Here is a 4,815-nt window from a genome sequence, read left to right as displayed (position 1 = left end):
TTCTTCTAAATCTGTCGGATACATAATTATTTCAAGTGTGGAAACTTAAAAATAATCATTTCCGAAGAAAGAAGAAACACTCTTTCTATATTAAACTTTAAAATTTAAACAGGCTCTTAAAAGAGTTGATGGAGAAATTCAATTTTGGGAGTTAGCCACATGTGTAAAAGAATTCTTCAAAGGAGAAGATTGTGCAATAAGGAAAAACATAGAACTCTTTATTCCATTAAGAAATAAATTGGAGCATAAATTCTTACCAGAATTAGATGCTAATATTTTCGCAGAGTGCCAAGCTCTATTGCTAAATTTTGATAAGATTGTAGAGAAAGAGTTTGGTGAAGATTATTGCCTAAGAGAGTCTTTGTCCTTTGCATTGCAACTATTTCCCTCTTCGAGGACTCTTGCAATGGGGATAAAAATGAGCAAAGATGCTCAAAAAATTACTCGATTTATTGATAAATATAGAGCGTCAATAAGTACAGATATTATGCAGAGCGGAGAGTATTCTTTTAAAGCATTTTTGATTCAAGTTGCTAACCATAAGTCAGTAGATGCTCTTCCTGTTCAGTTCTTCCCATATGATAAACTGACAGATGATGAAAAAAAGAAAGTTGAAAGAATCGCAGGACTAATCAAGGAAAAGCATATTCCAGTTGTAAATAAAGGGACATTAAAACCTGCCACCGTAATACAACAAGTTCAGGAACGGTTAGGTAACCCTAAGATTATAAGAGGGAAAAAACAAGTTAATAAATTTAATTCCGATACTCATACGAGGTGTTGGAAAAAATATGAAGTTCGTCCAGAAAGGAATTCAGATAACCCTGAAAAAACAAAGCCAGAATACTGTTTATATGATGAACCTAATAATAGTTATCTATATACAGAAAAATGGGTTGAGTTTTTAGTTAAAAAGATGCAAGACGATGATGAATATCAGTCTTTATTCAAGTAATTAAAGGGGAGAGGATAGACACTATCCCCTTTAATTGTTTAGTTGACTATTTTACATTATGGCTTTTATTTTCTCATCGAAAAACCTCTTTTCGGCTGTTGGTCATAATTCCCTTCCACCACATTGTCAACTTCCCGTCTGGCTTTGATTTGTTCCCGATTGTCAAACCCGCCCTTTTGCTTGGCGGTGAAATACAGGAAATCTCCGGCAGCCCGGAGTGATTGTCTGTCCTCCCCGAACAGGTTAAGGGCACTCTTGATGTCCGACACCTGTTCCGTATCAAAACGGGACTTGTAATAATCACGGGCAAAACGGACGACACAGTAAACAGCCTTGCGGAAGATGTCGTTTGTTTTGAGCAGCAGGAAACTGAGGCAGTCGATGATATGGCTTTGCCATGCAATCCGGTTTTTCAACCTTGTGGTCTCCTGCGTATGTTCCGCTTCCTTGCGGCTCAACTCTGATTGATGCCTACTTTCCAGTTTCATCAGTTCCCGATGGTGGTCACTCTGTATGGTTTGGATTTTATCCTGTAACCGCTCAATGGTTTCCTCGTGCGTGGAAATCTCATTGCGCAAATCCTCTATTTCATTTTTCAGGGCTTTCGATTTCCCGGTAGCCCAGCCGACAGCGGCATTCAGAAGTTCGCTCCCTTTTTCCCCGTTTAGCTTGGAGCGTTTTTCGCTGATAGTCCGGTCAAGGTCTTCGCTCTGTCGTTCTTTCTCATTTGCTTTTTCGATAAGGGCGTTGGTAATGCTTTCAGTTTCTTGCATCTTCTGATTAGCCATTTCCAACTGATATTCCCGGTATTGCCTTGTGGCATCAAGCCGCTTCATTTCCTCCTTCTGTTTCTCAATGATAAAGTCGTTACGTTCCAAATGTTCCCTAGCTGTAACAGCCTTTGACTGTCCACGTTCCATCATGAGAATATCGGATGCCAAGCTCTGCATTTCGGTCATATCCTCGTCATTGAGCTTGCGGCTCTTGCCTGTGTCATGGTTCATCCAGTCGAACACTATATGCGCATGGTAATTTGGCTTGAACCATTTTTCGCCCACCTTGAAACTTTCTTTGTCTTCTTGGGTGGGTTGTCCGCCCAGCCAATGCCCCTCGTCCTTGTGCAGGAAGATTTGGAGCGGTGTGATGCCCCAGCGTCTTTGGCATTCCTCGCCAAATTTTTGTACGTCTGCCAGTGTCGTGTCCGGTCGGATGAGCAACACACCCTCACGGATTGGTGAGCATCCCGCCACCTTGATTTTCTTTCCGTTCTTTCCCTTGCGTTCACGCTCCTTTTCCTGCATGGCACGACCTGTCTTTTCTTTGACCATCCGCTTAATGTAGTCATAGTGCGCCTGCAAGTCGGGATTGCCGAAGCCGGGATTTATCCACTGCTCATTATTGGCAGTGAGTTCGGGCACAATGTAAATTTGGGACTTGCCGATATTACGCATGTACTCGGCACTCCTTCGATTATGAGCCTCGCTTGACGAGGTCTTGCAAGGCTTGATGTGTATACTGCTTTTTGTAGCCATATTTTCAAAATATGATTTGGGTTGTTGATTAAACTTATTGCTGTCCGCTCATAACCGCACGGGGTTCTTAGGGGTACAACCACCCATAAGCGGAGATTGCAAAGAGAGGGTCACTCTTTGCTCTGGGTTCTCAGGGGTGAAACGCCCTGAGTGGGTTATTAGGGCAAAGCCTTAATCCCCTCGGGAGAGCCCACAACTACGGAAGCGGAGCGTGTAGTTATAGTGGTTATATCAATGGCAAGCCATTGTCTGTTACCCACAGCCTACGGCTTCCGTTCTCCTCCGTTAAGGAGGGTTTTCACCGCTGTTGCCGATTGGGGATGCACCGACCAGTACAAGGTCAAAATCATCTATTAGCTTTTGCAGGACGGGATTCTTTTCTATCATCCGGCAGAGGATTCTTTCCGCCTCGACCAAGTGGTCGGCTGTACAATTTATTTTGCTTTCCCGTATCTGGAAGACAATCCAGTCGGCTATGTCAATATGTGCCGCTTTCTGCTCCGGGGTGGCATTCTTCTCAATGATGTCAGACACGACCGTCTTGCAATAGGTCATGCTCCCGGCACGCTGTTTCCATTCCGCATAGCCGTCCGCATCGGGAAAGAGGAGTACGGTGCGCCCGGTCAGCACACGGAGCTTTTCCTCTCTCAGCTGGCTCTTGCCGCCTGTCGCCAGCCATACATAACCGGGGAAGATGGCAGAGCCGATAACGGCACTCTTTTCGGATTCCACCAAGACCACGACCTTATCGGGATAAGTGCCCAGCAGGTGTTCACCGAACAGGCATTGGGACAGTTGCCATTCCTCTGCCAGCTCATGCCGCCTTTCTTACTGTAATAGTTGAACTGGCGGATTCTCACTTTCGGGACCTTGTGCTGTCGTGTATAAGTCCATACCCATTTGGCATTGACCTTATATTTCTGTGCAATCTCTTCGGCGGTGTAATACTCGGTGATGTCAAAGTCCTCTTTGGGCATGATACGTTCGTAAGGCTTGGTCTTCATCATCAGCTCGATGTCCGCACGGCGGATGAGCGACTTTTTCCCACTCAGACGGGATGCCCGCAGTTTGGATTCCTTGACTAGTTTATAAATGTATTGCCGGGTAACCCCCATCAGCTTTGCGGCTTGGCAAAAGAGAAGAAATCTTGTCCTTCTGCAGCCTGTTTAGGTTGCAGCAATTCCTGCATTTTTCTCATCTGGCGTTTACGTTCCCGGATGCGTTCTTTGTAACCGAGATTAGAGCACTAATGACTGCAATAGCAAGTCGTTGTTTTCTTAGCGATAAATGGTTTTCCACACCATTGGCAAATCTTTCTTACTTCCATATTTTTCTAATACATTTTGAGTTCAAATCTCTTTATTTCTCCTCTTTTGTGTCAACACACGTAAACCATTGTCAACACACGTCAACTACTGCGTCATCGTGACATCGGGGCAAATCCCGAAAATGTTCCGCGGTAGAAATACGGTAGAAAAATATGGCGGATAACTATCTCCGACTGCACATAGCCGGATTTTGGACAAATAAAAAAAACCGCTGAAAATCAGCGACTTCATTATAGTTGGTTCTAATTCGTTGCAGTTGATTACAATATCCTACTTGCCGATGCATCAGGCATACATCATTGAGTATCAGCGGCTATTCATTTTAAAAGGTACAAGTTGTATTCTGACAATTGAACGAAGTCGAAAAGAAAATGTAAGACGCTTACATTCACTGGCTTTCGTTTATGGTCTTGTACCGCTTTTTTCAGTCTTTTTGTGAAATTTTCTCTGCCATGCACAAGACATTGATAGACAAAGGATTTCACCGTATATGTTACAGAACGCTTGATTACTTTCGCAAAGATAATGTTTTTCCTGTAAATCCATGATTATTACTCAAATAAATTTGTTACTTTTGCTGTGAGTAAAAGTTTTTATCACATTGAGTAAAATGTAACAGTATGTATAAACGAGCAGAATATCAGTTGATTACAGAACGCATAAAAGAGCCTCGTAGATTCATTCAGGTCGTTATGGGTGCCCGGCAGATAGGAAAATCAACGGTGGTCAAACAAGTGCTGAAAGATTTGGATATGCCTTACCAGTTCTTTTCTGCCGACAATGTTCCGGCTACGAACAGTGCATGGATTTCTGATTGTTGGGCGGCTGTGCGAAGCTTGAAGAAGAGCCGAGGCTGGGAGAGCGTTATCCTTGTAATTGATGAGATACAGAAGATTGCCAATTGGAGCGAGGTGGTGAAAAAGGAGTGGGACGATGATACGTTCCATGACCGCGATATTAAGATCTTGCTTTTGGGGAGCAGTCGCGTACTGTTGGAGAA

Annotated in this window: 2 protein-coding genes and 3 pseudogenes; 2 read left to right on the top strand and 3 right to left on the bottom strand. The window is 43.6% G+C overall.

Going from position 1 to position 4,815, the window contains the following annotated elements; genetic code table 11:
* Window positions 1–124: 124 nt before the first annotated feature.
* Window positions 125–955, top strand: a pseudogene (locus tag B5F34_RS16945) (DUF3644 domain-containing protein); the annotation flags it as partial.
* Between the two features lie 65 nt (window positions 956–1,020).
* On the opposite strand, the gene B5F34_RS16940 reads toward B5F34_RS16945, so the two are convergent.
* The 3 genes and pseudogenes from B5F34_RS16940 to B5F34_RS16930 form a co-directional block, all read right to left on the bottom strand.
* Window positions 1,021–2,487: a mobilization protein gene (locus B5F34_RS16940; RefSeq protein WP_087340927.1), complete on the bottom strand. Its 1,467-nt coding sequence runs from the start codon at window positions 2,485–2,487 to the stop codon at window positions 1,021–1,023.
* Between the two features lie 285 nt (window positions 2,488–2,772).
* Window positions 2,773–3,300: pseudogene (locus tag B5F34_RS16935) on the bottom strand (DUF6371 domain-containing protein); the annotation flags it as partial.
* Between the two features lie 11 nt (window positions 3,301–3,311).
* A pseudogene (locus B5F34_RS16930) lies at window positions 3,312–3,814 on the bottom strand (helix-turn-helix domain-containing protein); the annotation flags it as partial.
* A 621-nt stretch (window positions 3,815–4,435) separates the two neighbouring features.
* Here B5F34_RS16930 and B5F34_RS16925 point away from each other — a divergent pair.
* Window positions 4,436–4,815, top strand: a 380-nt coding sequence (locus B5F34_RS16925) for an AAA family ATPase (RefSeq protein WP_140393026.1), incomplete at its 3' end; no start/stop codon positions are given.

Source organism: Mediterranea sp. An20 (assembly GCF_002160055.1).
Taxonomy (GTDB): Bacteria; Bacteroidota; Bacteroidia; order Bacteroidales; family Bacteroidaceae; genus Bacteroides; species Bacteroides avicola.
This window is presented reverse-complemented; position numbering and strand designations above follow the sequence as displayed.